This is a genomic window from Sphingomonas sp. Ant H11 (genome assembly GCF_000797515.1).
Taxonomy (GTDB): domain Bacteria; phylum Pseudomonadota; class Alphaproteobacteria; order Sphingomonadales; family Sphingomonadaceae; genus Sphingomonas.
In genome coordinates this window covers 1-25,516 of the sequence record NZ_JSBN01000029.1, presented here as the reverse complement: position 1 = coordinate 25,516, position 25,516 = coordinate 1, and the positions used below count along the sequence as shown (strand labels likewise).

At 64.3% G+C, this 25,516-nt stretch carries 28 protein-coding genes, 1 tRNA gene and 2 pseudogenes; 11 read left to right on the top strand and 20 right to left on the bottom strand.

Annotated features, from left to right (window positions below):
- On the bottom strand, positions 1-2,043 hold a 2,043-nt coding region (locus tag NW75_RS07140), incomplete at its 3' end, for a hypothetical protein (RefSeq protein WP_052192276.1).
- An 85-nt stretch (positions 2,044-2,128) separates the two neighbouring features.
- A tRNA-Arg gene (locus tag NW75_RS07135) sits at positions 2,129-2,205 on the bottom strand.
- Positions 2,206-2,287: 82 nt separating this feature from the next.
- Here NW75_RS07135 and NW75_RS07130 point away from each other — a divergent pair.
- Positions 2,288-3,018 (top strand): annotated as a pseudogene (locus NW75_RS07130) (queuosine precursor transporter).
- Between the two features lie 84 nt (positions 3,019-3,102).
- Here the strand turns inward: NW75_RS07130 and purQ are convergent.
- The 3 genes from purQ to NW75_RS07115 all read right to left on the bottom strand — a co-directional run bounded on the left by purQ (position 3,103) and on the right by NW75_RS07115 (position 5,153).
- Entirely contained in the window at positions 3,103-3,774 is a 672-nt protein-coding gene (purQ, locus tag NW75_RS07125; protein WP_033964474.1) for a phosphoribosylformylglycinamidine synthase subunit PurQ, read from the bottom strand.
- Positions 3,771-4,001, bottom strand: a complete 231-nt coding sequence (gene purS, locus NW75_RS07120; protein ID WP_033964473.1) for a phosphoribosylformylglycinamidine synthase subunit PurS — start codon at positions 3,999-4,001, stop codon at positions 3,771-3,773. The genes purQ and purS overlap by 4 nt, the downstream gene beginning before the upstream one ends.
- An 84-nt stretch (positions 4,002-4,085) precedes the next feature.
- The gene (locus NW75_RS07115; protein ID WP_231565026.1) at positions 4,086-5,153 is read right to left on the bottom strand and encodes a hypothetical protein; all 1,068 of its coding nucleotides are present in this window, start codon (positions 5,151-5,153) and stop codon (positions 4,086-4,088) included.
- A 155-nt stretch (positions 5,154-5,308) separates the two neighbouring features.
- Here NW75_RS07115 and NW75_RS07110 point away from each other — a divergent pair, with 155 nt between their 5' ends.
- Positions 5,309-6,478, top strand: a complete 1,170-nt coding sequence (locus tag NW75_RS07110; protein ID WP_231565025.1) for a hypothetical protein — start codon at positions 5,309-5,311, stop codon at positions 6,476-6,478.
- A gap of 69 nt (positions 6,479-6,547) precedes the next feature.
- Here NW75_RS07110 and NW75_RS07105 read toward each other — a convergent pair whose 3' ends face one another.
- Positions 6,548-6,820, bottom strand: coding sequence for a hypothetical protein (locus tag NW75_RS07105; RefSeq protein ID WP_033964472.1), 273 nt, complete (start codon positions 6,818-6,820; stop codon positions 6,548-6,550).
- 179 nt (positions 6,821-6,999) lie between these two features.
- Here NW75_RS07105 and NW75_RS07100 point away from each other — a divergent pair, with 179 nt between their 5' ends.
- Both NW75_RS07100 and NW75_RS07095 read left to right on the top strand, forming a co-directional pair.
- Entirely contained in the window at positions 7,000-8,292 is a 1,293-nt protein-coding gene (locus NW75_RS07100; RefSeq protein WP_033964479.1) for an alkaline phosphatase family protein, read from the top strand.
- A 38-nt stretch (positions 8,293-8,330) separates the two neighbouring features.
- Positions 8,331-8,792, top strand: a complete 462-nt coding sequence (locus NW75_RS07095; protein WP_033964471.1) for a MaoC family dehydratase — start codon at positions 8,331-8,333, stop codon at positions 8,790-8,792.
- On the opposite strand, the gene NW75_RS07090 is transcribed toward NW75_RS07095, so the two are convergent.
- From NW75_RS07090 to petA, 5 genes are all read right to left on the bottom strand, one after another.
- The gene (locus NW75_RS07090) at positions 8,789-9,175 is read right to left on the bottom strand and encodes a hypothetical protein (protein WP_033964477.1); all 387 of its coding nucleotides are present in this window, start codon (positions 9,173-9,175) and stop codon (positions 8,789-8,791) included. The two genes, NW75_RS07095 and NW75_RS07090, sit on opposite strands and share 4 nt — an antisense overlap.
- 95 nt (positions 9,176-9,270) lie before the next feature.
- Positions 9,271-9,807 (bottom strand): adenine phosphoribosyltransferase, encoded by a 537-nt coding sequence (locus NW75_RS07085; RefSeq protein WP_033964470.1) that lies wholly within the window; start codon positions 9,805-9,807, stop codon positions 9,271-9,273.
- A gap of 100 nt (positions 9,808-9,907) precedes the next feature.
- Entirely contained in the window at positions 9,908-10,726 is an 819-nt protein-coding gene (locus NW75_RS07080) for a cytochrome c1 (RefSeq protein WP_033964469.1), read from the bottom strand.
- Between the two features lie 15 nt (positions 10,727-10,741).
- Entirely contained in the window at positions 10,742-12,049 is a 1,308-nt protein-coding gene (locus tag NW75_RS07075; protein WP_033964468.1) for a cytochrome b, read from the bottom strand.
- A gap of 10 nt (positions 12,050-12,059) precedes the next feature.
- The gene (gene petA / locus NW75_RS07070) at positions 12,060-12,632 is read right to left on the bottom strand and encodes a ubiquinol-cytochrome c reductase iron-sulfur subunit (protein WP_033964467.1); all 573 of its coding nucleotides are present in this window, start codon (positions 12,630-12,632) and stop codon (positions 12,060-12,062) included.
- Positions 12,633-12,821: 189 nt separating this feature from the next.
- Here petA and NW75_RS07065 point away from each other — a divergent pair, with 189 nt between their 5' ends.
- From NW75_RS07065 to NW75_RS07055, 3 genes are all read left to right on the top strand, one after another.
- Entirely contained in the window at positions 12,822-13,271 is a 450-nt protein-coding gene (locus NW75_RS07065; protein ID WP_033964466.1) for a tRNA (cytidine(34)-2'-O)-methyltransferase, read from the top strand.
- Between the two features lie 65 nt (positions 13,272-13,336).
- Positions 13,337-14,176 carry an oxygen-dependent coproporphyrinogen oxidase gene (hemF, locus tag NW75_RS07060; protein ID WP_033964465.1) on the top strand — a complete coding sequence of 280 codons (840 nt, stop codon included), beginning with the start codon at positions 13,337-13,339 and terminating at the stop codon, positions 14,174-14,176.
- A gap of 15 nt (positions 14,177-14,191) precedes the next feature.
- The gene (locus NW75_RS07055; protein ID WP_033964463.1) at positions 14,192-14,782 is read left to right on the top strand and encodes a GNAT family N-acetyltransferase; all 591 of its coding nucleotides are present in this window, start codon (positions 14,192-14,194) and stop codon (positions 14,780-14,782) included.
- A gap of 707 nt (positions 14,783-15,489) precedes the next feature.
- Here NW75_RS07055 and NW75_RS07045 read toward each other — a convergent pair.
- Positions 15,490-16,329, bottom strand: a complete 840-nt coding sequence (locus NW75_RS07045; protein WP_171010582.1) for a hypothetical protein — start codon at positions 16,327-16,329, stop codon at positions 15,490-15,492.
- Positions 16,330-16,457: 128 nt separating this feature from the next.
- Between NW75_RS07045 and lipB the strand changes: the two genes are divergently transcribed.
- The 3 genes from lipB to NW75_RS07030 all read left to right on the top strand — a co-directional run bounded on the left by lipB (position 16,458) and on the right by NW75_RS07030 (position 18,343).
- Positions 16,458-17,144 carry a lipoyl(octanoyl) transferase LipB gene (lipB, locus tag NW75_RS07040; RefSeq protein WP_033964461.1) on the top strand — a complete coding sequence of 229 codons (687 nt, stop codon included), beginning with the start codon at positions 16,458-16,460 and terminating at the stop codon, positions 17,142-17,144.
- Positions 17,145-17,233: 89 nt separating this feature from the next.
- Positions 17,234-17,491, top strand: a complete 258-nt coding sequence (locus NW75_RS07035) for a hypothetical protein (protein ID WP_033964460.1) — start codon at positions 17,234-17,236, stop codon at positions 17,489-17,491.
- 318 nt (positions 17,492-17,809) lie between these two features.
- Positions 17,810-18,343, top strand: coding sequence for a hypothetical protein (locus NW75_RS07030; protein WP_231565024.1), 534 nt, complete (start codon positions 17,810-17,812; stop codon positions 18,341-18,343).
- A 19-nt stretch (positions 18,344-18,362) separates the two neighbouring features.
- Here the strand turns inward: NW75_RS07030 and queE are convergent, their stop codons facing one another.
- The 8 genes and pseudogenes from queE to NW75_RS06990 all read right to left on the bottom strand — a co-directional run bounded on the left by queE (position 18,363) and on the right by NW75_RS06990 (position 25,216).
- Positions 18,363-18,995 (bottom strand): 7-carboxy-7-deazaguanine synthase, encoded by a 633-nt coding sequence (gene queE / locus NW75_RS07025; RefSeq protein ID WP_033964459.1) that lies wholly within the window; start codon positions 18,993-18,995, stop codon positions 18,363-18,365.
- Between the two features lie 4 nt (positions 18,996-18,999).
- The gene (gene queC, locus NW75_RS07020; protein ID WP_033964458.1) at positions 19,000-19,698 is read right to left on the bottom strand and encodes a 7-cyano-7-deazaguanine synthase QueC; all 699 of its coding nucleotides are present in this window, start codon (positions 19,696-19,698) and stop codon (positions 19,000-19,002) included.
- A gap of 160 nt (positions 19,699-19,858) precedes the next feature.
- Positions 19,859-20,287, bottom strand: a complete 429-nt coding sequence (locus NW75_RS07015; protein ID WP_033964457.1) for a DUF3617 domain-containing protein — start codon at positions 20,285-20,287, stop codon at positions 19,859-19,861.
- Positions 20,288-20,379: 92 nt separating this feature from the next.
- A complete protein-coding gene (locus tag NW75_RS07010) occupies positions 20,380-21,303 on the bottom strand; it encodes an Hsp33 family molecular chaperone HslO (RefSeq protein WP_033964456.1) in 924 nt (307 codons plus the stop codon).
- A gap of 137 nt (positions 21,304-21,440) precedes the next feature.
- Positions 21,441-22,358 carry an ornithine carbamoyltransferase gene (gene argF, locus NW75_RS07005; RefSeq protein WP_033964455.1) on the bottom strand — a complete coding sequence of 306 codons (918 nt, stop codon included), beginning with the start codon at positions 22,356-22,358 and terminating at the stop codon, positions 21,441-21,443.
- Between the two features lie 48 nt (positions 22,359-22,406).
- Complete coding sequence (locus NW75_RS07000) at positions 22,407-23,600, bottom strand: aspartate aminotransferase family protein (RefSeq protein ID WP_033964453.1); 1,194 nt, start codon at positions 23,598-23,600, stop codon at positions 22,407-22,409.
- Between the two features lie 109 nt (positions 23,601-23,709).
- Positions 23,710-24,408 carry an efflux RND transporter periplasmic adaptor subunit gene (locus NW75_RS06995; protein WP_033964452.1) on the bottom strand — a complete coding sequence of 233 codons (699 nt, stop codon included), beginning with the start codon at positions 24,406-24,408 and terminating at the stop codon, positions 23,710-23,712.
- A pseudogene (locus NW75_RS06990) lies at positions 24,405-25,216 on the bottom strand (ABC transporter permease). The gene NW75_RS06995 and the pseudogene NW75_RS06990 overlap by 4 nt, the downstream one beginning before the upstream one ends.
- Positions 25,217-25,329: 113 nt before the next feature.
- Here NW75_RS06990 and NW75_RS06985 point away from each other — a divergent pair.
- A partial coding sequence (locus NW75_RS06985; protein ID WP_033964451.1) for a GcrA family cell cycle regulator occupies positions 25,330-25,516 on the top strand: 187 nt, incomplete at its 3' end.

Sequence of the window (25,516 nt, the reverse complement as noted above, 5' to 3'; positions counted from 1 at the left end):
GTGGGGACCGGGCGGCGGGCCGTCGCCATCACCGGGCGGCGGTGGGGCGAACGTATCGCGAGTCGACCGGCGACCCTCGACGACGATATCGTCGCCATCTTTGCCGGGGGCGGTACGGTCGGATTCGGGTGTGTCGTCGGCGACCGCGTGACCGGGCGGCTGCATCGGTCGGCCGGGTGGCGGGAAACCAGCGGGCGGGTGCCAATTGGCGGGAGGCTGCGGCCGCCTTGCCGGGCGCAGGACCTCCGAAAAGGTCAGGCCGGAGCGGATTTCTTGGCGGTATTCACGCGCGAAGTTCACGGGGCGTGCGTCGACTTCGACCAGAGTGCCCGACGCATCGCGGATATAGCGATCGGGAAACGCCGCCTCGACCGCCGCCGACAGCGTGGGCAGGCTGCCGATCGCATTGTCGGTGCGGCTGTCGATGTAATTCGCGCTCAGCGTCAACTTGGTCCTGGTGCGGGCGATCACCGCTGCCGACAGGCTGGCTTTGAACACATGGCGATCGTCGGCGGCGAGCGCGGACGAGCCACCGCTGATCTGCGTGACCGAAACTGTCTTGCCGCGCCTGTAATCGTACACCAGCACGTTGGCCGTGGTGATCGTCGGCGCGTTGAGTTGCTCGAGCGTCGGGGCAACGCGGTCCTCGTTCATCGACACGATGATGCTGATGCCCTTGCGCGGGGTCCAGTTGAGGCCGTAACCGAGCGTGCCCAGCGCGCCATAATCGGAAAGCCGCGTCGTGCCGACATTGACGTTCGCCGACAGCGTGCCGATCGTATCCAGAAAGTGCGCCTTGGTGCTGGTCAGCGGCACGTCGAGGCTGGCCTGCGCATTGAATTCGGAGCGGTTGAAGGTGCGCCCGCTGCTGGCATCGACACCCGTGCTGTCCGATTCCAGCGCGCTGAACGCGCCGCCCACGCGCAAGCTGGTGCGTAAAGGCCCCGCCGGAAGTGTGAGCAGCTTGCCCATTGCGACCACGCTGCCGCTTCCGGCATCGCTGATCGAGCTGGCATGTTGGCGCTGTGTGCTGCCAAGCGGGGTGCGCGAAGCGGTGTCGGTGGCCGTGCGGGTATCGCTATGGTCGAAGGTGCCGATCGCCGAAACCTGCCAGTTCTTGGACAGATCGGCATTGAGCGTGGCACCGCCATGCGCGGTTGCGGTTTCACTATGCTGGCGCAAGGCCTCGTCGGACAGGATGCTGCCAACCGCCATAGTCGGCAGGCCGTTCAACGCGTCGCTGGTTTGATAGCCGCCGTTCGCGTTGAAGGTCGCGGTGATGGTGTCGGAAAGGCGATGCGCATAGGTGCCATTCAGGGTGTAGCTGCGCGATGTCGGCTTGAGCGTGCGGTATGCGGTGTCGTCGATAAGGGTGTTGGTCGGTGTCACGTTACGCTCGCTTTGCAACAGCCGCGCGCTGGCGACCGCCTTGGCCGACAGGTTGAAGCGATCGCTGTCATGGATGCGGACGTAGCTCAGCACCGCTGCGCCATTCTCGCCCTCGCCCTCGGTTGCGAGGCCTCCCGTGAGATTGGCAACGCGCGCGATGAAGCGGCGGCGCAAGATGATGTTCACGACCTTGCGCTGCGCGTCATAGCCGTATTTCAGCGCGACCTCTTCAGGCAGGATATCGACGCGCAGGATCGATTCGGTCGGCAAATCGCCGATTTCGTTGACGCCCGAGATGCGCTTGCCGTTGACCAGCACGACCGGCGCGCTGCTGCTGTCGCGGCCCTGGTCGCTTTGGGTCTGGTCGGCCAGCGCATCGAGCAATTCGCTAATCGTGGATACGCCGTATGCCGCGACATCGGCCGGATTCAGCCGGTTTTCGGGGGGGATGTCGCCGATGACCGACCCGGGCAGCGCCCGCCCGGTAACGACGATGTCGTCGTTCGTGGCCTCTGTTTGCACGGGCGCTGCGGGTTCGGGCACGGGCGCAGCGCCCGTCTCCGCATAAGCGAGCGATGTCAGGCTGCAGCCGAGCAGCAACATCGTCAGCGCGGGTGGGGTGTGGCGGACCAGGCGGCGGGGTGTGGTGTGCATACGCCACGCGCGCTAGAATCGGTTTGTTTCGCATGGATTTCCGCGCGGCGGTTCGGACCGATGGGTGCTGCGCATGGCAGAAAATTGGCGCGCCCGGAGGGAGTCGAACCCCCGACCGAGGAGGTAGAAGCTCCTTGCTCTATCCAACTGAGCTACGGGCGCGCACCGGATTCGCCTGTAGCGTGGATTGCGGCGCAGCGAAACGGCCTTCATAACCGCCCGGCGAGGGCAGGGGCGGATCCGCATGACGACACCACAGAGCATCAACGCACGCGATCTGGCCGGGCGGCAGTTCCGTTATTTCGATTTCGTGATGGTGGCGTTCGTCGTTATCCTGCTGCTGTCGAACGTGATCGGCGCGGAGAAGCGCTCGGTTATCAACCTGCCGTGGATCGGGCTTTGGCCGTTCGGTGCGGGGATCCTGTTTTTCCCGATCTCCTATGTCATCGATGACGTGCTGACCGAGGTGTATGGCTATGCCCGCGCGCGGCGCGCGCTGTGGGCGGGGTTCGGCGCGTTGCTGTTCATGGCGGTTATGGAATGGACCGTGGTGCATCTGCCGGTCGCCCAGGGCTGGAACGGGCAGGCGGCGTATGAACGCGTGTTCGGCGCGGGCTGGCGGATCATCCTGGCGTCGATCACCGCCTTCTGGGTGGGGGATCTGCTCAATTCCTTCGTGCTCGCCAAGATGAAGATCGCCACCGGGGGGCAAATATCTGTGGACGCGCACGATCGGCAGCACGATCGTGGGGGGAGGGGGCGGACAGCCTGATCTTCTATCCGATCGCCTTTTACGGCTTGGCGGATTGGCCGGTCGAGCAGATCGGCATGGTGATGCTCAGCCAGTTCGTGCTGAAAGTGTCCTGGGAAGTGCTGCTGACGCCGGTGACCTATCTGGTGGTCAACGTGCTGAAGCGCAGCGAGGGCGTGGATGTTTACGACCGCGGGACGGACTTTTCACCGTTCCAGATTTAGGATCGATGCGGTTCGCGTGTTGAGAGAGGAACGCCTTTTCCTTCAACCGTTCGGAAGGGGGCAGAAGACCGAGTCGGTCCGTCTTTACGCCCCGACCAGTTCCAGCAAGCCCTCGAACATCCGCCGTCCATCATTGCCGCCATGCGCCGCAGTTTCGATGCGGCGCTCGGGATGCGGCATCAGGCCGAGCACATTGCCGGTCGCATTGAGCACGCCGGCAATGTTGCGCGCGGAGCCGTTGACCGGCTCGGCATAACGGAACGCGACGCGGCCTTCGCCTTCCAGGCGGTCGAGCGTTTCGGCATCGGCTGAATAATTGCCGTCATGATGCGCGACGGGGATGATGATCTGCTCGCCCGCGCCATAGCGGCTGGTGAACACGCTTTGTGCATTGTCGACGGTCAGCGCGACTTCGCGGCACACGAAATCGAGCCCGGCATTGCGCATCAGTGCGCCCGGCAGCAGCCCCGCCTCGGTCAACACCTGAAAGCCGTTGCAAATGCCGAGCACCGGCACGCCACGCTCGGCCGCCGCAGTTACCGCGCGCATGATCGCCGAGCGTGCGCCGATCGCGCCCGACCGCAGATAGTCGCCATAGGAAAAGCCGCCGGGCAGCGCGATCAGGCCGACGCCATCGGGCAGGTCGCTATCGGCATGCCACACCATCGTCGGCGCGACGCCGCTCACCTGGTGCAGTGCGGTCGCGATGTCGCGGTCGCAATTCGAGCCGGGAAAGACGATGACCGCGGTCTTCATACGCGTTCGATCCGATAGTTTTCGATGACGGTGTTGGCGAGCAATTCGCGGCACATCGCGTCGATCCGCTCGTCGCTGGTGTCGTCGGCAACGTCGAGTTCGATCAGCTTGCCTGCGCGCACATCGTTGACGCCGCCGAAGCCGAGGCCACCGAGCGCCTTGTGAATCGCGCGGCCCTGCGGATCGAGCACGCCGGGCTTCAGCGTGACGAAAATGCGGAGCTTCATGGGCATATCCTGGCTGCTGGTCGTTAGCGCGGCACCCTATGGCCCTGTGCGCGCCGTGTCGCAAGCGTCGTGTAGCGTCAGGGGTCAGTGGCGCGCGGTCTCGCGCGGTTCGAACCAATGGGGCAGGCCGAAGGATATGCGCGCGCCATAGCGGGCGATCGTCGTCTTGGGCCACGGGCCGGTGAGATAGAGCGGCGCATAGCCACCGGTATCGCGCCCTTCCAATTGCGCACGGACATGGTCGTCGCCGATCCAGCGTTCATCGCCCGCAAACGGCCGCCGCAAGGCCACCGCGCGCACGCGATTGCCGACCAAGATCTGATGATAATCGAACGAGTTGCGTTGCTCGCCGCGCGCGTCGGTCAACCACGCGGTGGCGAAATAGGTTGGCGTCCACGCGGCCCCGACCGGGGCCGGGAACACCACCATCCGCGCGGGTTGATGGGCCCCGACTGGTACGGGGTCGATCCGGATCGTCAGCGCGAGCAAAATCGGCAGCAGCGCGACCAGGGTCACCGGCCGCCGCCACGCATCGAGCACGAAACGCACGGCGAACAGCCCGAACAGCGGCAACACCCATTTGAAATAATGGACATTGTTGAAGCGCCACAGCCCGGTCGGCAGCAAATCGACATAAGCGAGCATCAGGATGACATAGACCGCCCCCGCCGCCGCGACCGCGAGCGTCACCGGCCGCCTTGCAGGCGGGGTCCACCAGGCGACGAGCATCCCGGCCCCGCCGAGCAGCAGCCACGGTGCCGCATCGAGCAACCCGACACCTTCGCCGAACCAGGCGCGTGGCTCGACCAGCAGGACATAGGCTTTCCAGCCGAGCCACGCGAAATTGAAGCCATATTGGGCCGAATAGAGCATGTAAGGGCTGGGGCGGAGGCCGTAGATTGCTACGAACAGCGTGGCCAGCACAGCGAAGGACAGGATGAAGCCGGCAGCGGCATAGAGTGCAGCCCGGCCGTCTCGCGCCCGGATCAGCGCGACGATGGCGAAGGCCCCGATGATCGCGCCGATGATGACGTCGCCGGGGCGGGCGAACGGGATCAGGCCGAGCGCCAGGCCGAGGATGCTCGCGGGCCAGCGAGATCCGCCCTGTGCGCGCTTTTCTTCAACGCTTCCCCGGCGCAGGCCGGGGCCCAATTGCGGCGTGGATCGTAAGGAAGCGCTGTCCGAGCCTATGACCACCTCCGAGACTGGGCCCCGGCCTGCGCCGGGGGAAGACGGACGACAGCGTTCCAGCATCCCCGATGGCCATGCCCCCCGCCCCGCAGCCCCAAGGCGATCACGATCATTCCATGCCCGACATGCCCGGCATGGCCATGGGCCCAGCCGACCATGCCTATGGCGACGGGTCCGGCACCTCGCGCAACCCCGGCAATGACGGCGCGATGAAGGGGCTGCACCTCGCCACCGGCGACTGGATGGTGATGCTCCACGGCTATGCGACCAGCGTTTACACCAACCAGGGTGGCCCGAGCGGCGATCAGGAGACGTTCGTCGAATCGATGGCGATGCTCACCGGCACGCGCGATTTCGGCGGCGTGCGGTTGCAGTTGCGATCAATGATGAGCCTGGAGCCCGCAATGGGGGCGAAGGGCTATCCCAATTTGTTCGCCACCGGCGAGACCGCCAACGGCACCACGCAATTGACCGATCGCCAGCACCCGCACGATCTGTTCATGGAGCTGGCGGCGCGGCTCGATGTCGATACCGCGCACGGCAGCCTGTTCCTCTATGGCGGCCCCGTGGCCGAGCCGGCGCTGGGGCCATCGGCCTTCATGCACCGCGCCTCCGCGCAATATCAGCCGCTCAGCCCGATCACGCACCATTGGTTCGACAGCACGCATATCAGCTACGGCGTGGTGACGGCGGGCTATGGCACGGCGCGCTGGCAGATCGAGGCGTCAGGCTTTCGGGGGCGTGAGCCCGACCAATATCGCTGGAATATCGAGCAGCCGGGCCTCGATTCGTGGAGCGTGCGGGCGACCTGGACACCCTCCCCCGCCTGGGCGGTGCAAGTCAGCCATGGCTGGCTGAAGAGCCCGGAACAGTTGGAAGCCTTTCGCAACGAAGCGCGCACCACCGCGAGCGTACAATATGCCGCGCACGGCGTCTCCGCGCTGCTCGCTTTCTCCAACAAGCATAAATTGCCCGGGCGCGTGCTGACGGCATGGCTGGCCGAGGCGAATTGGGACATTGACCGCCACCACACGCTGTTTGCCCGCGCAGAAAATGTGGCGAATGACGAGCTGTTCCCGAACCCGCTCGATCCGCTGCACGATCGCAAGGTCAGGGTGAGCAAGCTGGAGAGCGGCTATGCCTATCGCCTGCGCTTTGTGGGGCCGTTCGATCTCGCGCTCGGCGGCGCGGTCGGCATCTATGACAAGCCTGCCCTTCTGGACGCGGCTTATGGCCGCTTCCCGCTGAGCTTCAGCCTGTTCGCCAAGGTCTCGCTCGGGCATTGAATGCGAAAGCGGCACCGGGGAGTTCTGCTCCCCGGTGCCGCCACTTCGCCCTTGCTGCAGGCAATCGAGTCAGTCGACTGCCTTGCGCTGGTCGCGGCGGTCGGCGCTGGCGATCACCTGGACGCAGCCTTCGGCCGCTGGTGCCGGAGCCAATTGCGTCTTGCCCGAGAGATGGATCGGGGCGGCGCGCTGCTCGCACCCGCGCTTGATCGGGTGGTAGGTTACCGCCGGGATTTTGCCCACGGGTGCCCAACGCATTTCATGCGTATCGGAAAGCGATTGCGCGGCGGCGGGGGCAGCGGCAAGCGTCATCGCAAGCGCGGCATATTTCAGCAAAGACATGGCAAATTCCTCAAAGCGTCAGGCGGATGAGGAAATATTTAGGGAGCCCACCTTGCCACCCGCTGTCCGCATTGTGACAAAGCATGTCCGGGGCCTCGTGGGCGGGGTGCAGGGCCACCCTATGCCCAGGCGCTATGTGCTGTCATAGCGCCGACGCAATTCTATCGCAGGGGATGCACATGCGCTGGACAACCCGGATCTTCGCCGCCGCCTTGTGCGCCGCCCTGCAGGCATGCGTCACGGCCCCCATTTCAGGCCCCAAGCCAGCGACCGTCGCGCAGACGGAAACGCGCGCGCCGGTCACCATTCTCATCTCGATCGACGGTTTCCGTCCCGATTACCGTGCGCGCGGGGTGACGCCCAATCTCGATGCGCTGGCGGCAAGCGGCATCAGCGCGGCGATGCGCCCGTCCTTCCCGTCCAAGACTTTCCCCAATCACTGGACGCTCGTCACCGGGCTGCGGCCCGATCGCAACGGCATCGTGTCGAATTCGATGGAGGATGTCGCGCGGCCAGGCGTGACCTTCACGATGGAAAATTCCAAGGACCCGTTCTGGTGGAACGAAGCCGAGCCCTTGTGGGTCACAGCCGAGCGCAGCGGAGTGCGCAGCGCGACGCTGTTCTGGCCGGGTTCGAACGTCGCCTGGGGCGGCACGACGAAAGGTGGCCATGGCGACCCGACCGGCGGCGTCCGGCCTGAGGATTGGTGGCCGTTCGACATGGCGGTGCCTGGCGAGCAGCGCGTCGCGGGCGTGCTCGACTGGCTTCGACGTCCCGCAGCCACGCGTCCGCGCTTCCTGACGCTCTATTTCGATACCGTAGACAGTGCGGGGCACACTTATGGTCCGGATGCCCCCGAAACGACTGCGGCGGTCGCAAAGGTCGATGCGCAGATCGGCGCGCTGGTCTCCGGACTGAAAACCCTCGGCCAACCTGCCAACATCGTCGTCGTCGCGGACCATGGCATGGCCGGGACCAGTGCAAAACGCACCATCGCGATGGACACCGTCGCCAACCCCGCCGATTATCGCCAGTTCGAGGCCGGTCCGTTCGCCAGTTTCTACCCCGTGCCCGGCCATGAGGTCGCACTGGAAAAGGCGCTGCTCGGCCACCACGCGCATTATGACTGCTGGCGCAAAAGCGAGATCCCGGCGCGGCTGCATTACGGCACCAACCCGCGCATCCCGCCCTATTTCTGCCTGGCCGAAACCGGCTGGCTGCTCAACAAGACCGCGCCAGCCGCCGATGCGCATGATGGCGGCACGCATGGCTATGATTCGGCCGCGCCGGAAATGGCGGCGCTGTTCATTGCCAACGGCCCGGCGATCAAGCCGCTGGGTACGTTGCCCGCCTTCGACAATGTCGATGTCGCACCGCTGATTCGCGACCTGCTGGCGCTGCCCGCCGGGGCCAATCTGGACGGTGATGATGCGCCGTTCCGGGCGGCGCTGCAGCCAACCCATCGCAACTAGGGGCTTGCCTTTGCCGCCACCGCGCTGGACACTGGGGCATGCACTATTTTGAAGATATCGTGGTCGGAGAGAAAGCCTCGTTCGGCCATTATGTGGTGAAGCGCGACGAGGTCGTCGCCTTCGCCAAGGCCTATGACCCGCAGCCGTTTCATCTATCCGATGAAGCGGCCGCGCAAACCCATTTCGGGCGGCTGTCGGCCAGCGGCTGGCACACCTGCGCGATGACGATGGCGATGCTGGTCGAGCAGTTCAAGGTGACCGAGCAAGCCGGGCTGGGCTCGCCTGGGGTAGACGAGCTGCGCTGGCTCAAACCCGTTTATCCGGGTGACACGCTGCGCGTCGAAACCGAGATTATCGAGAAGCGCGCGTCGCAGAGCCGCCCGGAAATGGGCAGCTTTCGCAGCAAGGTGACCGTCTTCAACCAGGACGACGTGGCGGTGATGACCTTCACCTCGATCGGGCTGATTAGAACGCGCCCGGCCGACGGATCCGACGCTTAGCGGTGGCCGCGGCCACCGCGCCCACCCGGAGCGCGGCCGGAACCAGGCCGACCTTGCACGCCATAATCGCGCCACATCGGCCGGATTTCGCGGCGGTCATTGTGCCAGCGCTGCGTGCGGCCTTGCCAATAGCCGCGCTGGTCCGGGTTCCAGCGGTGGCGGACATTGGAGCGATCGTAAACGTAATAGCCCGAGCCCGGATAATAATAATCGCCATACCAGCCCCAATAGGGGTCAGCGCGATAGCCGCCATAATAGGGGTCCCACGCGCTGGCGCCGTAGCCGACCGACACGCCCGAATAGCCGTAATCCTCGGCACAGGCGGAAAGCCCCCCCAGCGAAACGAGGGCGGCAGCGGCGAGCGAGAGTTTCATGACGGACATGGCGGCGAGTCCTTGAAGGAGGTCGCGCCCTTTGGGCTGGCGCGGCGTTGTCCAATCAACCCCGCTCGCCAGCCTTTGGTTCCTCTCGCCCGCGCTCAATGGCCGGGGAAGGCGATCAGCGAATCAACCGCAATCCCATCGGCGCGCAGTGCATCCGCACCGCCCAGGTCGGGCAGATCGACCAGGAACTGCGTCTGCTCGACCACCGCGCCCGCCTTGCGCAGCAGCCGCACCGCCGCGCGCGCGGTGCCGCCGGTGGCGATCAGATCGTCGACCAGCAGCACGCGCTGCCCCGGCACCAGCGCGTCCTGATGCATGGCGATACGATCGGTGCCATATTCGAGCGCATAATCCTCGGCAATGGTTGCGCCGGGCAGCTTGCCGTCCTTACGGATCAACAGCACGCCGGCGTTCAGCGGCGCGGCGAGAGCTGCTGCAAAAATGAAGCCGCGTGCCTCGATCCCGGCGACCAGATCGACCGGGCCGCGCGTGGCCGCTGCCATCCGCGTGATCGCGCTGGCAAAACCCGCAGCATCGAGCAGCAAAGTGGTGATGTCGCGAAACTGGATGCCGGGCTTTGGGAAATCCGGGATGGTGCGGATCAGCGCCTTCAGATCGTCATTCTCGGCCATAGCATCCTCGTCGCCCCGGAGCCGCTCGGCCCGGGTGGGAACCGCCGCCCCGCACCGCGCGGAGCCGCCCCGACACCAGGGCCGGGGCGACGTCCATGGCTCAGTGCTTGATATCGCGCCAGATGTTTTGATACGCGCCGTACGCCAGGATGCAGAAGAACAGCAGGAAGCCGAGCACCGCCAGACCGTAAGCGTGCCGCGTCGGCAGGTTTGGCTCGGCAGCCCAGGTCAGGAATGCCGCGACGTCCTTGGCATTCTGATCGACGGTCGATTTGGTGCCGTCGAGATAGGTGACTTGCCCATCCTGCGACAGCGGCGGCGGCATCGCGATGTTGAGGTTCGCGAAATACGGGTTGAAGTACAGCCCGTCCGGCACCTTGGCATCGGGGAATTTCTTCAACAAAGCGGCCGGTTGCGGTCCATAGCCGGTCAGCAATGAATAGACATAGGCCGGGCCGTCATGCCGCGCCTTGGTGATCAGCGACAAATCTGGCGGATTGCCGGTGCCGGGATAATAAACGGTCGGGAAATAATCCGATGGCAGGTTCGGGCGCTCGGTGGTGTCGCCCGATTTCGGATCGAACTGCTTGGCCTTGACCGACCAGTCCGCCGCGAACTTCTTCACTTGCGCGGGCGTATAGCCGAGCTGAGTCAGGTCGCGGAAAGCGACATGTTTCAGCGAATGGCAGTTGGCGCAGACTTCCTTATACACCTGCAGCCCGCGCTGGAGCTGGCGCTGGTCATAGGTGCCAAAGAAGCCGTTCGATGCGAGCTCGACCTCCTTGGGGTGGAGATGGAATTCGTCGACCGCCGTCGGAGCCGGGGGATCGGTGACGACCCCCTGGATCGACCAGAACAGCGCCCAGGACAGTACGGCAACGAAGCCGGCACCGATGAGAATTGCGATTGCGCGAACCATTGCTCGTAATGCCCCTTATTCGGCCGGGACCGCGCTACCGCTGAGTGCGGTATGCGCCGGTGACGTGCCACCCTTCTTCGCCAGCACCGCCTCGGTGATCGAGTTTGGCAGCGGCGTCGGGCGTTCTGCCCGCGAGATGATCGGGATGATGATCAGGAAGTGCGCGAAATAATAGGCCCCGCTGATCTGGCTGATGATGACATAAAGCGGCGTCGCAGGCGAACCGCCACACCAGCCGAGCACCAGCACATCGGCCACCAGCACCCAGAAGAAGATGCGATAGAGCGGACGATAATTGGCCGAGCGCACCGGCGACGAATCCAGCCAGGGCAGGAAGAACAGCAGCAGGATCGACCCGAACATCGCCAGCACGCCGAGCAGCTTTGCCGGAATGCCGATGAAATCGACCGTGAAGGCGCGCAGGATCGCGTAGAACGGCCAGAAATACCATTCGGGCACGATGTGCGCCGGGGTCTGCAGCGCGTTGGCCGGGATATAATTGTCCGGGTGGCCAAGGCTGTTGGGCGCGAAGAACAGGAGTGCGGCAAAGATGAACAGGAACACGCCGAGCCCGAAGCCGTCCTTGGCGGTGTAATAAGGGTGGAACGGAACGGTGTCCTGTTCGCCCTTCACGTCGACGCCGGTCGGGTTGTTCGAACCCGGAATGTGCAGCGCCCAGATGTGCAGGATGATGACCGCAGCGATCACGAACGGCAGCAGGTAATGCAGCGAGAAGAAGCGGTTGAGCGCAGCGTCATCGGGGGCATATCCCCCCAGAAGCCAGATGCGGATGGTGTCGCCCACCACCGGGATCGCCGAGAAGAAGCCGGTGATAACCTGCGCACCCCAGAAGCTCATCTGCCCCCAGGGGAGCACATAACCCATGAACGCCGTCGCCATCATCAGCAGGAAAATGACCACGCCGAGCAACCAGATCATCTCGCGCGGGGCCTTGTACGATCCGTAGAACAGCCCGCGGAAGATGTGGATATAGACCACGACGAAGAACATCGAGGCGCCGTTGGCATGCGCATAACGCAGGAACCAGCCGCCATTCACGTCGCGCATGATATGTTCGACCGAGTCGAACGCCACGCCGCCATTGGCGGCATAGTGCATCGCCAGCACGATGCCGGTGACGATCTGGATGGCGAGTGCCGCGCCCGCGAGCACGCCGAAGTTCCAGAAATAATTGAGGTTGCGCGGCACGGGATAGCCCGCGCCGACCGCGCCATAAACGAACCGGGGAAGCGGCAGCCGCTCATCGATCCACTTGGTGAAGCCCGATTTCGGCTCGTACTGCTTGGCCCAGGGGAAGCTCATATCTCTATCCTCAACCCACCGTAACCGTCGTTGGCGACGTGAATTTATACTCCGGCACGAACAGGTTCTTCGGTGCCGGTCCTTTGCGGATGCGCGCCGCCGTGTCGTATTGCGAACCGTGGCAGGGGCAGAAATAGCCACCGAACTGGCCGCGATCCTCGCCGCTGGTAATGCCCTGCGGAATACAGCCGAGATGCGTGCAAACGCCCAGCGTGATCAGCCAGTTCTTCTGGCCGCGCGTGCGTTGTGCGAGCGTTTCGGGGTCGCGCAGCGTCTTGATGTCGACCTTGTCGGCCTCGGCGATTTCGGCCGGGGTCAGGTTGCGGACGAACAGCGGCTGCTTGCGGAAGGAGGTAACGATGCCCTGCCCCGCTTCGATCTTCGACAGATCGACGTCGGTGGTGGATTGCGCCAGCACGTCGGCCGAGGGGTTCATCTGGTTGATCAGCGGCACCACGATCGCGATCCCGCCGACACCCGCAGCCGCAACGGCCGCGATGTTCAGAAAGTCGCGGCGGCGTGGTTCGCCGTCATGATGGGGTTCATTCTGCCGGGGAACTTCCAGGGTGTTTCCGCTTGCCATTCACTTGCCCTTGTACTTCGCGCACCGTGTCGAAACACGGCACGACGAAAAATCCGACAACGCCACCCTCACAAGAACGACGTGTGGGTCACGCCTGAACGCCCTCCCTCTGCTGGGGAAGCTTGAGCGTTCTGTTAGACGGCGCGACGGTGTTTTGCCAACAGCATTTTCGGAGTAGGGACGCTGGTTATGCGTATTGCTCTGTACCAACCCGAAATTGCCGGAAATGTCGGTGCCATTCTGCGCCTCGGCGCGTGCCTGGGAACCCCGGTGGATGTCATCGAACCGACCGGCTTCACCTGGAGCGAGAAGGCGCTCGCCCGGTCCGGTATGGATTATGCCGGGGTCGTGGATGTCCGTCGCCACCTCGACTGGGCGGCGTTCGAGCATCAGGTGCCCGGGCGAATCGTTCTGCTGACCACGCGTGGCGGCGTGCGCCTCGACGCGGCGGTTTTTCAGTCGGACGACGTTTTGCTGATGGGCTCCGAAGGAAGCGGCGTGCCAGATGCGGTGCACGCCCGCGCGGATCTGGCGGTCCGCATCCCGTTGGCAGAAGGGATGCGGTCGCTCAATATTGCGGTCGCAACCGGTATCGCGCTGAGCGAGGCCCTGCGCCAGACCAACGGCTGGCCCGCGTAACACCCGTGCGAACACGCGAATAAGTGATCTCGACTTGGCCGTCATCCCTCGCCACAACATCCCCGATGGACCTGGACCAAGAACAAACCGCCGCCCGCCACTGGTTCGAGCATCTGCGCGACCAGATCTGCGCCGAATTCGTCGCGATCGAACGTGAAGCCGGATCGGAGGCGAGCTTCGAATATACACAGTGGGACCGCGCCGACCCCAGCGGCGGCGATGGCGGCGGCGGCGTGCGCGGCGTGATGAAGGGCAAGGTGTTCGAAAAGGTCGGCGTCAACGTCTCGACCGTCGGCGGCACCTTTGAGGGAGAGTTCGCCAAGTCGATCCACGGCGCGGCGGAAGACCCCAGCTTTTTTGCCACCGGCATCAGCCTCGTTGCGCACATGGCTAACCCCCATGTGCCCGCAGTCCACATGAACACGCGCTTCCTGGTCACGACCAAGCGCTGGTTCGGCGGCGGGGCCGATCTCAACCCGCCGATTCCCTATGGCGAAGACACCGCCGAGTTTCACGCGGCGATGCGCGCGGCGTGTGATGCGCATGGCGACGATTATTATGCGCGCTATTCGAAATGGGCCGAGGAGTATTTCTACATCCCCCACCGCAAGGTGCATCGCGGGGTCGGCGGCATTTTCTGCGACCATCTGGAGGGGGATTTCGCCGCGAACTTCGCCTTTATCCAGGACATTGGGCGCGCCTTTCTGGACGTATATCCGCAAATCGTGCGACGCCGGATGAACACGCCCTTCAACGCCGCCGACACCGCGCAAATGCTCGAATGGCGCGGTCGCTATGCCGAGTTCAACCTGGTGTACGATCGCGGCACGCTGTTCGGGCTGAAGACTGGCGGCAATATCGATGCGATCCTGATGAGCTTGCCGCCGCTGGCAACCTGGTCCTGATGACGGGGCGCTAAGATGGGGTTGATCGCGGTTCGCGACGATGAGGTGGCGACCATCGTCACCACGCTGGAAATGCGGCAGCGCCCGCCGCTACGCCCGCTGCCCGCCTCCCCGATGCGGCTGGTAGCGTGGGAAGCGCCGAGCTTAGACGCCTATCGCACGCTGTTCCGCCGCGTCGGGGCACCATGGCTGTGGTTCTCGCGGCTGGTGATGGACGATCGGACGCTCGGCGCGATTCTCGCCGACCCCAACGTCGCGATCCATGCCGTGGTCGACCGCAGCGGAATCGAGGTCGGGATGCTCGAACTCGATTTTCGCGAAGCCGGCCAGTGCGAGATTTCCTATTTCGCGCTGGTGCCCGAACTGGCGGGCAAAGGGCTCGGTCGCTGGCTGATGGCGGAAGCGCTGGCACGCGGATGGCGCAAGGGGATCGATCGGGTGTGGGTCCACACCTGCACGCTCGACCATCCCTCAGCGCTCAACTTCTATCGCGCGCAAGGATTCGTCGCGATCAAGCGGGCGATCGAGACCTTTCCCGATCCCCGCATCACTGGGCATCTGCCGCCCGATAGCGCGCCTCAGATTCCGCTGCTCAACCGCCGATAAAGCGCGATCTCGATCAGCACCGCCGCAACGGTGCCGAGCGTATGCCCCCCGGCGATTCCTGCATCGAGCACGGCAGCCACGACCGGATTGGCCATCGGCGCGCCATCGAGCGCAGTGCCAAGCAGCTCGAAGGGCAGCGCGATCAAGCGCCCCCCCCAGCAACGGTACGAACGCCAGGCCCATCAGCACCAGGCCATTGCCCCGCGTCAGCGCAAAGCTGCGCCGCCACGCCGCGAACACGCCGATCGGTCGCTCCCCGACGAAGACGGGCGAAACCGGCAGCAACCGTCCCTTGAGATACAGCCCTGGAAAGACCAAGATCGAGCCGATGCTGACCGGCACGCTGACAGCCAGCGCCAGCAAGAGATAGTGCGGCAATAACGCGCCCGCCTGACCGAGCGCGCCGCTCACGGTCGGGCGCGCTCGGTCGATATACACGACGAACAGCGCCAGCACCCCGAACAGCGACAGCAGGCTGAGCACGATCACCAGCAACTCATATTGCTGGCCCCATACGCCAAGTTGCTTGAGCCAGAGATCCGCCGACGTCTGATCCACGACCGCCGGTGGAGCGGGCGCGGGAGCGACATAAATGGCCCCCGCCAGATCGGGAATGAACAAGAAGACGCCCGCTATACCGAGCAGCAGTTCGGAATCCCGCTTGGCCATCGCCCAGGCATCGCGAAGGATGCCTGCCACATTGAGTTTCATGAAACCTCGACGATCGCCTCACGCGCATCACGCGCCGCAAGATAGAGTTTGGCGACGAACGCGACCGCCAGCAGCGAAAAGATCGTCGACACGGCGGCCACAGCGATTTGGGTCAACACGGTCGCAACGCTCAACTGCCCCTCACCGCCGATCAGCAGCCCGAAGACCGTGCCGAACACCAGCTTGGCCGCAGCGGAAGCAACCCATGATACGCAGCCATACAGCAACACCACCCCCATGACCTTCCAAGTGATCCTGCGCGTGAGCACGAAAGAGCGCGCGTAAACGCCGAGCCCGCGCCGCTCCATCACGATGATCGGCGTGGCCAGCACAACAAAGCGGGCATAGCCCCAGAACAAGATCAGGCACAGCAACAGGGTGTAGAGCGAGCCGAAGGTCAACGCGCCCTGATTGACCTCGCCTGACGGGGGCTTTCCTGCCGCCAAGGCGGCCATGTCGACGCCGCTCAGCGCAAACGCGATGAAAATCGGCGCGGCGAGCAGCAGCACGACGAGCAAGGTGACAAGCCCAACTCCGATCACCGGCAACAACCGTCGATTGGCCACGCGCACCGCCCCGCCACGCCCCGCCGCCGGATCGAATGCGAGCGCGGTGATCGCCACCCCCGCCCAGCTCGACACCAGCGACAGTGCCAACACCATCAGGCCAAGCGCAAGATCAGCAGGCTGCCCGCCAGTCCCCATCAGCGGCATCAGGCTGCCGATCAGCGTGAGCGGCACGAAAATGCCGAACAGCACGAGCGGCGTGAGCGCGGCCAGATTGTCGCTGAGAAATTCGGCCGTACGGTCCCACACGGTGCTCATCGTCGCGATCACGTCTCTAGTCTCCCCGGATCCAACGACATGATATTGCCGCGATCGGGCGGTAGCGCAATGCTCTGCCGCCCGCCACTCCCTGCAAACCCTCCCTTGCGCGGCGGGCCCAGCTACGCCATTTCCGGGGCGTGACTTTCAGGACTGACGACATCGAATGGCGCATAACGCCAGACCCGGTTCCCTATGAGGTGGCGGTCGCCGAAATGGAAGCGCGCGCCGCAGCGATCGCTGCGGGCACAGCGCGCGAAATGGTGTGGTTGCTGGAACATCCCCCGATCTACACCGGCGGCACCAGCGCCGACCCGGCCGAGCTGCGCGACCCGCATTTTCCGGTTGTGCAGACCGGGCGCGGCGGCCGCTACACCTATCACGGGCCCGGTCAACGCATCGGCTATGTTATGCTCGACCTCAACCGGCGCGGACGCGACGTTCGGCAGTTTGTCCACGCTCTGGAAGGCTGGGTGATCGCGGCGTTGGGAGATCTGGGGGTTGCGGCGTTTCGCGCACCAGGACGCGTGGGCATCTGGACCAACATCCCCGATCTGGCCAACGATGGCGGTATGGCCGAGGCCAAGATCGGTGCGATCGGCGTGCGCGTGCGGCGCTGGGTGACGCTGCACGGGTTTTCCGTCAACCTTTCGCCAAACCTTTCACATTTCAGCGGAATTGTGCCCTGTGGCTTGGCCGACTATGCGGTGACGAGCATGGAAATGCTGGGACTTCCGACCGATTTTGAAACTTTTGACGCGGCGCTTGCGTTGCGATTCGCAGCGTTTCTGCAAACTCATTCTTCTACGGCAGAAAACTGGGCTTGAGGGGCGCGCCGATCCGGACTAATGTCCACCACGGTTTGGGTATTAAAGGTCTCGAGGCCAACCAAATCCATTATCTAGGGAGCTTTCCAATGCGTGCACTCATTTCCAAGGTCGCTGCTGGTTCGATGATCGCTGTTGCTGCGATCGCCATTTCGGCATGCACCCCGAAGACCGAAACGACGACGACCGACAACACGATGGTCACCGATCTGAACTCGACCGACACGATGACCACCAACGACACGATGACGTCGACCGACGGCGCGATGGCAAACGACGGTGCGATGGTTTCGAACGACACCATGACCACCAACACCACGTCGACCACGACCACGAACAAGATGTAATTCTTCCCTTTCGGGAAAGATTGTATCGAAGGCCGTCCGGGCGACCGGGCGGCCTTTTCGATTCCGCCGTTCGATACACCGCATTTGCGGGTAGCCTCGCGCTGCAGGATGCGCGATTAGGGTTGGGGCGCGCGAAAAAAACGCCGTAATTGCAAAGTGTGTGAACGAGAGGCTTCGAATGACTGTGTTGCGTACCCTTGCCGTGCTGGCCGCTGTCGCGAGTGCCGCACTTGCTGGCCCCGCCTCGGCCCAATTCTTCTTCCAGTCGCATGACATGAGTGGCCCGCCGCGCGCGGCGACGAGCCCGGCCTGCCATCGTTGCCAGGCGCGACAGAAGACGAAGTCCGCGCCAATCTGGTTTGGAACCTGCGCTCCGCGCTCAACGTCGCCGCGTTGCAGTGCAAGTTCGAGCCGTCACTGCTGACGCTCCAAAATTACAATATCATCCTTGAAAATCACAAGGACGAGCTGAAAAAAGCATATGAAACGGTGAACAAGTATTTTGTTCGCACCAACAAGGGCGCGAAGGTCGGCATCTCCGCGATGGACCGTTACGGCACCCGCACCTATTCCGCCTTTACCACGGTCGCCGCGCAATATGGCTTTTGCCAAACCGCCAGCGCGATTGCCACGCACGCCGCCTACGCCCCGCGCGGCACGCTGTACAAAGTGGCGATCGCCGAGATGAACGCGTTGCGCAACGCGTTGGTGCCGTGGGGCGAGGAGCGTTTCTCCCGCCGCGTGCGCGTCGACACCCGCCTGGCAATGCCGCGCCTGGACTCGATTTGCTGGTCGAAGCGGAACGAATGGGTTGCCAAGAAGTGCGGCCCGTTCGAACTGACCTACCGCTAAGGCGGCCTTCGACGCTGGGTCAGCGTAGGCCCAGCGTCTTGTGCGCTTGCAGCGTCAGCCGCCATTTGGGCCGCGCCATGACAAGGTCGATCGCGGCGGCGTGATTGGACGCTGCATCGACGCTATCGAGCGGCTGCACCAGGTGATGCGCAAACGCCCATTGCTCCAGCGCGGCGACATCGGTTCCTGGCTGGGGCCAGACCAGCTTCAACTCATCGCCGCTTTGCTGGACAACCATGCTGTCCGCCTTGGGGCTGATGCACACCCAGTCGATTCCCGGATGGACTGGCAGGGTGCCGTTGCTCTCGATCGCGATCTCGAACGCGGCACCGTGCAACGCCTCGATCAGCGCATCGTCGATCTGGAGCATCGGCTCGCCCCCGGTCAGCACGACGAAGCGGCTGTCGGCACCGTGGCCCCAAAAACGCTGCACCGCCTCCGCCAAGGCCGCGGCATCGGCGAATTTGCCACCGCCAGCGCCATCGGTTCCGACGAAATCGGTATCACAGAAGCGGCACACTGCGGTCGCGCGATCCTGCTCGCGTCCCGACCACAAATTGCACCCGGCAAAACGGACGAAGACGGCGCGACGCCCAGCCTGTACGCCCTCCCCCTGGAGCGTCAGGAACATCTCCTTGACGGCATAGGACATCGCGTCAGACCGCGTAGCCGGTCGGATCCGGCAGGCCGGCTTCCTCAAATCCCTTTTTGCGCAGTCGGCAGCTGTCGCAGGTGCCGCAGTGCAGGCCACCTGGGGCGGGATCATAGCAGGACCAGCTTATCCCCGCGTCCAACCCGAGCCGCGCCGCCTCGCGCGCGATGTCGGCCTTGGTCATGTGCTGCAGCGGCGCATGAATGCGAAAGGGACTGCCCTCGACCCCGGCCTTGGTTGCCAGTTCGGCCAAGCCTTCGAACGCGGCAATAAATTCCGGACGGCAATCGGGGTAGCCCGAATAATCCAGCGCATTGACCCCGATGAACAGGTCGCGCGCGCCCGCCGCCTCCGCCCATCCGAGCGCAAGGCTGAGGAAGATCGTATTGCGCGCCGGCACATAGGTGATCGGAATGCCCGGCTGTACGCCGTCCTTCGGGACCGCGATATCGTCGGTCAGCGCCGAGCCGCCAAATGCCGCGAGATCGAGCGGCAGCACCACATGGCGCACTGCGCCGAGCGCATTGGCGATGCGTCGGGCCGATGCCAATTCCATTCGGTGGCGCTGATTATAATCAACCGAAAGCGCGAGCAAACGATAGCCCTGCTCGCGCGCCAGCGCTGCGGCCACCATCGAATCGAGGCCACCCGACACCAGCACGACTGCCAGCGGGGCGACCGAAGAGGTCTGTTCCAATGTCATGATGCAAGGGAGTTAGTCACCAACCCCGCATTGCGCAAGCAGCGCATAAAAAACGGGCCGCCCGAAAGCGACCCAGGGGTTCCCCTAAGGGGGCGAATTGGGAGAAACGCGTGCCATAAAATGCACGCGTGATGTATATCGGGAGACTCTAAAGACCGGCTTAACGCGCCGTGCTGGCACCGGGCGGGCACGCCCCGATGCGGCGTGCCTCGTAATGATAATCGAATGGCGCGCCGCTGACGATCCCTTGCGTGTCCAAATTGAAGGCGCGCGGCGTCGAAATCTTGAACGTGGTGCGGCCGTGACCGTTGCCCGGGCAAGTATAATGCACGGTGGCCAGATCCGGCTCGTTATCAATGATGAAGCGCTGACACTGCCCCGCACTGTGTCCATATTGGATCAGAACCGTCGGATCGGCAATGCACAGCGTTCGAGCGGCCGAATCGGTTCCCAGTTCCTTGATCTGCCATTGGCCGGGCTCGATCCGGGCAACCGCCGTCAGAGTTGGCCCGGCGGTCGGGGCCGCCGCGATCAGCCCGCCAACCATCAACGCCGCAACCACTGCGCGCGCGACCTTCGATATCGCCATTCGATCCAACCCCGCTCGGCCCCGGGCAGAGCCTACCCAGGTTCGCCGCTATCGTCACGTAATTGGGGTTCCGCGCGCAAGTTTCAATGCGGCTACGGAACGATTTCCGCTGCCGCCTGCACCGGGAACTTACGGGCGCAAAAGGCACAATCGACAAAGATCGTGCCAGTTTCGTCCGCCATCGCGCGCTGTTCCTCGGGCGGAAACTTGCCGAGCACTTGCGCGATATATTCGGGCGAGCAGCGGCAACCGCGAACGATGGCGGTGTCGCCATAGAGCCGCACTGTCTCCTCTTCGTTGAACAGCCGCCATACCAGCGTCTCAAGCGGAATTGCGGGGTCGGAGAGCTCGTCCGCCTGAATGGTCTGCCCGAGGATCGCGACATGCTCCCATTCGGGATGGTCGAGCCGGGTGTGCAGCCGGTCCCGTCCGACCTCGCCCTCCGGCAGATGCTGGAGCAGCAGGCCGCCGGCGAATCGCTTGCCGTCCTTCCCCTTGCCTCCACAATCGATGCCGACGCGGACGAGCGTTGGGATCTGTTCGGACTGCAGGAAATAATGCTCGGCGGCCGCGCTCAGCGAATCGCCGTCGAGCGGGACGATGCCTTGATAGCGTTCGCCCGTCGTCGCCTGATCGAAAGTGATCGCGAGATAGCCAGCGCCAAACAGCGCGAACAGGCTTGGGTTCTCCGGGGCGGATGCCAGCCGTTCGGCATCATATTGAACATAGCCGCGCAGTTCGCCGCCTTTGTAGTCGCACACCAGCAGGGTTACGATTCCCGACTGGGTTTGCGCCTGCATGGTGAGCTGGCCTTCGGCATCCTTGAGCGTCGAGCCAATCAATGCGGCCAGCGTCAGCGCCTCCGCCAGCAACGCCTCGATCGGTGCGGGATAAGCGTGGGCGTCGAGAATCGTGTCGAGCACCGGGCCGAGTCGCACGACCCGACCGCGCGCGTGGCGCGCCGGGATGGTGAAGCCGAGGGCGCGGTCGGAGTCGGTGGTGCGAAGGTCGTCCATATAAAATCCGTTCGGGCTGAGCCTATCAAAGCCCTGCTCTCCCCGCACGACCATCGTGGATAAGGAGGGCCCTTCGACAAGCTCAGGGCGAACGGACTTGCGTGTCAGCGCCTTACATAAGGCTCAACCGGCAGCGATCAACCGATCTGGCCAAAGCACCAGCGCAGCACCGACTTTTGCGCGTGCAGCCGGTTCTCCGCCTCCGGCCAGATCAGCGATTGCGGTCCGTCGATCACCTCTGCCGTCACTTCCTCGCCGCGATGCGCGGGCAGGCAGTGGAGGAACTTCGCGTCGGGCTTGGCGGTCGCCATCAGCGCGGTATCGACCTGATAGGGCAGCATCGCCTGCAACTTGGTCTCGGCATGCGCCTGCCCCATCGAAATCCAGGTATCGGTGACGATGATATCCGCACCCTCCACCGCTTCGCGCGCAGTGCCGACCACGCGCGCGCGGCCCTTGCCCAGCGCGACATCGCTCTCGGGTGGCATAAAGCCTTGCGGGCACGCCGCGACCACATCGAACTGCATCAGCCCGGCCGCCTCCATGATCGAGGCAAGCACGTTATTGCCGTCGCCCAGCCACGCCACCTTCAGCCCCGGCAACGGCTTGCCCGCTTCGATGATCGTCAGCAGATCCGCCATGATCTGACAGGGATGCGAATTATCGGTCAGGCCGTTGATGACCGGCACGGTCGCATACTGCGCCATCTCCTCGACCTTGGCATGGTCGTCGGTGCGCAACATGATCGCATCGCAATAGCCCGACAGAACGCGTGCGGTGTCGGCGACGGTCTCGCCCCGACCAAGTTGGGTCGTGCCCGAGTCGAGCACGACGCTGGAGCCACCCAGCTGACGAATCGCCATGTCGAACGACACGCGTGTGCGGGTAGAATTCTTTTCGAACACCATCGCCAGCGTGTGCCCGGCGAGCGGGGCATCGGCATCGGGCTTGCCCTTGGGCCAACCCGCACGCGCCGCCTTGCGATCGAGCGCATCGGCCAGCATCGCCGCGATACCATCCGGGCCAGCATCGGAGAGCGAGAGGAAGTGGCGCATCTCAGATCCTCCCCGTTCCGGGGAGGATCTTCACCCCATTTACCCCGCTCATGCCGTCGCCACCGCATAGTCGCGTGCGCCGTCGCTCAACTTCTGCACGAACTCGGCGATGTGGCTTTCCTCGATCACCAGCGGGGGCAGCACGCGTACCACATTCTCGCCCGCCGCGACCGTCAGCAGGCCGTGATGGTCACGCAGATGCCCGACGAAATCGCGTGCGACCGCCGCATCCTTCAGCTTGATCCCCAGCATCAGGCCCATGCCGCGAATGCTGTCGAACAGATGGTCGTGATTGGGGATCATCTGCTCGATCGAGGCGCGCAACCGGTCGCCCATCGCGGTTACGTGATCGAAAAAACCGGGTTCGAGCATCACGTCGAGCACCGCCTCGCCCGCCGCCATGGCCAGCGGGTTGCCGCCATAGGTCGATCCGTGCGTGCCGAATACCATGCCCTTGGCCGCTTCCGCCGTCGCCAGGCACGCGCCCAGCGGGAAGCCTGCGCCAATGCCCTTGGCCGACGAAAGGATGTCAGGCGTGATGCCGTAATGCTCATACGCCCACATCTTGCCGGTACGCCCATAGCCGCACTGGACCTCGTCCAGCACCAGCAACAGGCCGTGTTCGTCGCACGCTTTGCGCAGACCCTGGATGAACGCCTGCGTGCCAGCGGACACGCCGCCCTCGCCCTGGATCGTCTCGACCATGAAACCCGCAGTCGTATCGTCGATCAGCGCGAGCGCCGCGTCGAGATCGTTGAACGGCGCATATTTGAAGCCGGGCAAAAGCGGCTCGAACCCGTCGCGCATCTTGGGCTGGTTGGTTGCCGAGATCGCCCCCATCGTCCGCCCGTGAAAGGCGTTGTTGAAGGTGATCAGCGTCGTGCGCTGCGGATTGCCATTGGCATAATGATAGCGCCGCGCGGTCTTGATCGCGCATTCCACCGCTTCGGTGCCCGAATTGGTGAAGAACACCGTGTCGGCAAACGAGCTGTCGACGATGCGCTGCGCCAGATGCTCGCCCTGCGGGCTGCCATACAGGTTCGACACGTGCATCAGCGTCGCCGCCTGGTCGGCAATCGCCTGGACCAATTTGGGATGGCCGTGGCCGAGCGCGTTGACCGCGATCCCCGCCGCGAAATCGAGATAGCGTTCGCCCTGCTCGCCAATCAGGTAGCAGCCCTCGCCGCGCACCGGGCGCACGCCGCAACGCGGGTACACGGGCATCAAAGCGGGGGTCGACACAGGCGCTCTCCTTAAAAAGCAAAAGGCGACCCACACGGTCGCCCGAAACGCGTTTTACGGTGCTGAACGCCCGAGTGCAACACCGCGCGACTCGGGTTGCGGGCACAGTTTATTGCGGGCCGATCGGCGCGATCTTCATGCCGTCCTTGAGCGTGTCTGCGCGCGACAGCGCCACCCACTCGCCCAGCGCCAATCCGCTGAGCACGCCGATCCCTGCGGGCGTCTCATCCCCGAGCGTGATCCGCCGCAGATGCACGCGTGATGTGGCAAGATCGACGACATAGACCTGCGCCATCGTTCCCTGCCGCGCGAATACCGCGCTGGGCGGCACGGCGAGCAACCGCGTGCTCGTCCCGCTCGCGATGATGCTGGCGGTGCCAGCCTGGCCCACCTTCAACCGCGCATCATCGGGCAGCGCGATCTCGACCGCTACCGCGCCCGCCGGATCGGGATGCGCCGCGATCGCAATCACGCGACCGACGACAATATCCTCGCGGAACGCGGCGAAAGTCATCTTCGCGTTCGCGCCCAGCGTCACGCGCGCGGCATCGGCGGCAGGCAAAGCGAGGCGAAGATAATGGCTTGCTGCGCCCGCCCGCACGCGCGTGCCGGGCGAAACCGGCTGGCGTTCGCGCAGCGCGACCGTGCCCTTGCCGGTCACGGTCGGCACGACGATCGTACTTCCCGCCTGTGCGATCCGGACGGAGGGCTCCTGGGGTGCCTGACGGGCAGCAACGGGTTGCGACGCGGGTTTGCTGCAGGCCGCCAGCGCCAGTCCCAGCGCCAGCACCGCCCACCGGCGGGTCAATTCTTGATCTTCCAGCCCGAACGCAGCAACGCGTAGCACGCCACCGCCAGCACCACGTCGATCGCCAGCACCACGATGCTGCCAATCAGGATCGGCGAATCGGCAGTGCCGAGGAAGCCGTAGCGGAAGCCCGAGATGATGTAGAAGAACGGGTTGGCATGGCTGACCGCGCGGAAGGCGGGTGCCAGCTTGTCGACCGAATAGAAGGTGCCCGACAACAGGCCGAGCGGGGTCACGATGAAATTGGACACTGCGGCTGCATTGTCGAACTTGTCGGCCCAGATCGAAGTCAACACGCCAAGCAAGGCCAGGAACATCGTGCCGAGCAACCCGAACCAGGCAACCGCCCAGAAATGCACCGGAATCAGGTGGATGCCATAGAGCAGCATCGCCAGCCACACCCCGACCCCAACCAGCAGCCCGCGCGTCATCGCGCCCGCGACCAGCCCGGTCAGCAATTCCAGCGTCGACAGCGGCGGCTGCAGATAATCGACGATCGTACCCTGAATCTTCCCGACCATCAGCGAAAAGCTCGCATTGGCGAAGGCCGGGCCCATCATGCCCTGGCTAATGATCAGTCCCGGCGCGATAAAGTCGCCGAAGGGAATATCGATTCCGCCAACCGCGACCGGCCGCTTTGCGCCCGTTGCGACCGTGAAAACCACCAGAAACAGCAAGGTTTGGATCGCGGGCGCCAGATCGTCTGCAGCTGCACCTTGAAGAAACGGCGCACCTCCTTGATATAGAGCGTTCGAAGGCCGCCCCAATTGACGTTCCGGAAGACCGGAACGCCCGGAGCGTTCATCATTGTGGAAATTTCGCCGATTGGGGGCTGGCTGCTCATGGTGCTGTCGCTAAAGACTGCCGCCGCCGCCCGCAACCCGTTATGGAAACGGTCGGCATGACAATTGGGAAGATTGAATGAGCTGGACCGACGAACGCATCGATACGCTGCGCAAGATGTGGGAAGCGGGGCAGACCGCGAGCCAGATCGCCGAGGAACTAGGCGGCGTCAGCCGCAACGCCGTGATCGGCAAGGCGCATCGCCTGGGGCTGCAATCGCGCCCGTCGCCGGTCAAGCCCAACGAACCCGCCGCTGCGGCGCGCA